We start from the raw sequence: 2,852 nt of genomic DNA, 5'->3' as shown, positions 1-2,852 counted from the left end.
ACTGCTCCGGGGCCTTTTTTGTTAACATCTCGAACCATTGCAGCATCATCCCGCCAAGCCCCCCCGTAATACTTCTGCTTGCGACATCCGCGGTTGAACGCTCGCAAAGTCTTGCCAAATCATATGGAGATACTATCATTATACTTGCCTACAAATCGTAGCAGGGGGGGAGGGATTGCCATGATGTCAACAGTACCCTCCATCTTCGTGTCCCACGGCGCGCCCACGCTGGTCTTCGACCCGGTGCCCACCCGCGACTTTTTGCGCAGCCTGGCCCGCACCATCCCACGCCCCAAGGCCATCCTCTGCGTCTCCGCCCACTGGGACACCACTGCCCCTCGCGTGGGGTCGACCTTGCGTCCGCACACCATGCACGACTTCTACGGCTTCCCGGAGAAGCTCTACGACCTGCACTACCCCGCCTCAGGCTATCCGGCCCTGGCCGAACAAGCCGCGAATCTGCTCGACGCCGCGGACATCCCCGTCACCCTGGATGATCAACGCGGCCTTGACCACGGCGCCTGGGTGCCGTTGAGCCTCATGTACCCCCTGGCGGATATCCCGGTGCTGCAACTGTCCATTCAGTCGCACCTGCCGCCGGATCATCATCTGCAAATGGGTCGAGCCCTGGCTCCCCTGCGGGAGGAGGGGGTGCTCATCATCGCCAGCGGCAACGCCACCCACAACCTGCGCGATGTCTTCAACCACGACATGCTTGAGCCTCCCGTGCCGTACGCCAAGGCCTTTGCGGACTGGCTCACCGCGCGCATCGTCTCAGGCGGCGCGGGCGACTCGGACGCCCTGCTGGACTATCTGCGGCAAGGCCCCAACGGCCATCGCAACCACCCCTCGCCGGACCATTTCCTGCCGCTGCTGGTGGCACTTGGAGCCGGCACGGGCAACGGCACGAACAACTGCGCAGGCAGGCTCCTGCACGACGGCTACACCTATGGCGTGTTGTCCATGGCCGCCTACGCGTGGGGATAGAGCCTTGGCCAGGCTGTTGACGACCTCGCGCCGAAGCCTTACATCCGGCGCATGACACGCAACTACGAACTCTCGGTCAGCGCAGAATTCTGCGCCGCGCATCGGCTCGACGGCTACCCCGGCAACTGCAGGCACACACACGGCCACAACTGGGGCGTCACGGTCTATGTGCTCTGCACCGAGCTCGACGACCTGGGCATGGGTCTGGACTTCCGCGCCATCAAGACGCTGGTCAAGGAGGCCCTCGGCAGCCTGGACCACGCCTTCTTGAACGACCTGGCCCCCTTTGCCGCGCAAAACCCAACGGCGGAGAACATCGCCCGGCACCTGTTCGAGGAGCTCTCGCGACTGCTGGCGTCGAAGCCCGACACCGCCGCCGCGCGCATCTCCAAGGTGCACGTGGCCGAGACTCCGGGCGCGGGCGTCACCTACTGGGAAGCGCCTTGAGCCTGCTGGTCTGCGAATCTTTCCTGAGCATCCAGGGCGAGTCGAGCTTCGCGGGCTGGCCCTGCGCCTTTGTGCGCCTTGGCGGCTGCAACCTCCGCTGCCGCTGGTGCGACACGACATACGCGCAGACAGGCGGCACGCCCCGCAGCCTGCCAGAAATCGTCGAGGAAGTGCGGGCCACCGGCTGCCGCATGGTGGAGATCACCGGCGGCGAACCGCTGCTGCAGGACGAAACCCCGGAACTGGCCGCGCAACTGGCCGCCCTTGGCCTGACCGTGCTCGTGGAGACCAACGGCAGCCTGGACATCAGCGCGCTACCGCCCGAGGCCATCGCCATCGTTGACATGAAGGGACCGTCCAGCGGTGAGGACGGGCGCATGGACCTGGAGAACCTCTCCCGTCTGCGCCGGCGCGACGAGGTCAAATTCGTGGTGGCCCACCTCGAGGACTGGGAGCACATGCGCTCCCTGCTGCCGCGCATCGACACCACGCGCAACACGGTCAACGTCTCGCCCCTGTTCGGTGCGCTGGAGGCCTCCGAACTGGCCGCCTGGATTCTGGCCGAGGGGCTGAACGTGCGCCTGAACCTGCAACAACACAAATTCATCTGGCCACCAGACAGGCGCGGTGTCTGATTTCAAGGACAGGGGATCATGGAACACACCTCCGACAGCGCCCTCGTGGTCTTTTCCGGCGGGCAGGACTCCACCACCTGCCTGGCCTGGGCCCTCTCCCGCTTCCAGCGGGTGGAAACCATCGGCTTCGACTACGGCCAGCGCCACGCAGTTGAGCTCGCCTGCCGCACCGAAGTCCTGGCTCGCCTGCGCGCCTACTCTGCCGACTGGGCCAAACGTCTCGGCCCGGACTCGCTGCTGAGCCTCGACGTGTTCCAGCAGCTGGGCGAGACCGCGCTCACCCACGACGTAAAGATTTCCATGACCGCCTCAGGCCTGCCAAGCACCTTCGTGCCGGGCCGCAACCTCATCTTCATGACCCTGGCCGCCGCGCAGGCCTACCGCCGTGGCATCAAGCACCTCGTCACCGGCGTGTGCGAAACCGACTTCTCCGGCTACCCGGACTGCCGCGACGACACCATGAAGGCCCTGCAGGTGGCCATCAACCTCGGCATGCAGGCGCGCATGGCCATCGAGACCCCGCTCATGTGGCTGACCAAGGCCGAGACATGGAGCCTGGCCCACAGCCTCGGCGGCGAGGCACTGGTGGAGCTCATCCTGGAGCACACCCACACCTGCTATCAGGGAGAGCGCGGCCAGCGGCACCCCTGGGGACACGGCTGCGGCGCCTGTCCGGCCTGCGAGCTGCGCGCGGCGGGCTGGGAGCAGTACAGAAAGGCGACCTCCGGCGTCCAGAGGGCCTGAGGCCCTCTGGACGCCCCAGTACGCCGAAAGGGCTGTTTC

General features: G+C 65.9%; 4 protein-coding genes. All 4 read left to right on the top strand.

Annotation, left to right across the window (positions count from 1 at the left end):
• Positions 1-180 precede the first annotated feature (180 nt).
• Genes RDU24_RS15900 through queC form a run of 4 tightly spaced genes read left to right on the top strand, consistent with a single transcriptional unit; the run spans position 181 to position 2,813 of the window.
• Complete coding sequence (locus tag RDU24_RS15900; protein WP_308736763.1) at positions 181-987, top strand: DODA-type extradiol aromatic ring-opening family dioxygenase; 807 nt, start codon at positions 181-183, stop codon at positions 985-987.
• A gap of 51 nt (positions 988-1,038) precedes the next feature.
• On the top strand, positions 1,039-1,434 hold the full coding sequence (gene queD / locus RDU24_RS15895) for a 6-carboxytetrahydropterin synthase QueD (RefSeq protein WP_308736762.1): 396 nt from the start codon (positions 1,039-1,041) through the stop codon (positions 1,432-1,434).
• Positions 1,431-2,069 carry a radical SAM protein gene (locus RDU24_RS15890; protein ID WP_308736761.1) on the top strand — a complete coding sequence of 213 codons (639 nt, stop codon included), beginning with the start codon at positions 1,431-1,433 and terminating at the stop codon, positions 2,067-2,069. Before queD ends, RDU24_RS15890 begins: the two co-directional genes overlap by 4 nt.
• Before the next feature lie 18 nt (positions 2,070-2,087).
• Positions 2,088-2,813: a 7-cyano-7-deazaguanine synthase QueC gene (gene queC / locus RDU24_RS15885; protein WP_308736760.1), complete on the top strand. Its 726-nt coding sequence runs from the start codon at positions 2,088-2,090 to the stop codon at positions 2,811-2,813.
• Positions 2,814-2,852 lie beyond the last annotated feature (39 nt).

Source organism: Humidesulfovibrio sp. (assembly GCF_031082295.1).
Classification (GTDB): domain Bacteria; phylum Desulfobacterota; class Desulfovibrionia; order Desulfovibrionales; family Desulfovibrionaceae; genus Humidesulfovibrio.
Note: the sequence above shows the minus strand (reverse complement) of the source record. Positions and strands in the feature narration are given on the sequence as shown.

Excerpts from the sequence above, each read along its gene's own strand:
- RDU24_RS15900 (WP_308736763.1), top strand. The coding sequence starts at position 181 with ATGATGTCAACAGTACCCTCCATCTTCGTGTCCCACGGCGCGCCCACG.
- queD (WP_308736762.1), top strand. The coding sequence starts at position 1,039 with ATGACACGCAACTACGAACTCTCGGTCAGCGCAGAATTCTGCGCCGCG.
- queC (WP_308736760.1), top strand. The coding sequence starts at position 2,088 with ATGGAACACACCTCCGACAGCGCCCTCGTGGTCTTTTCCGGCGGGCAG.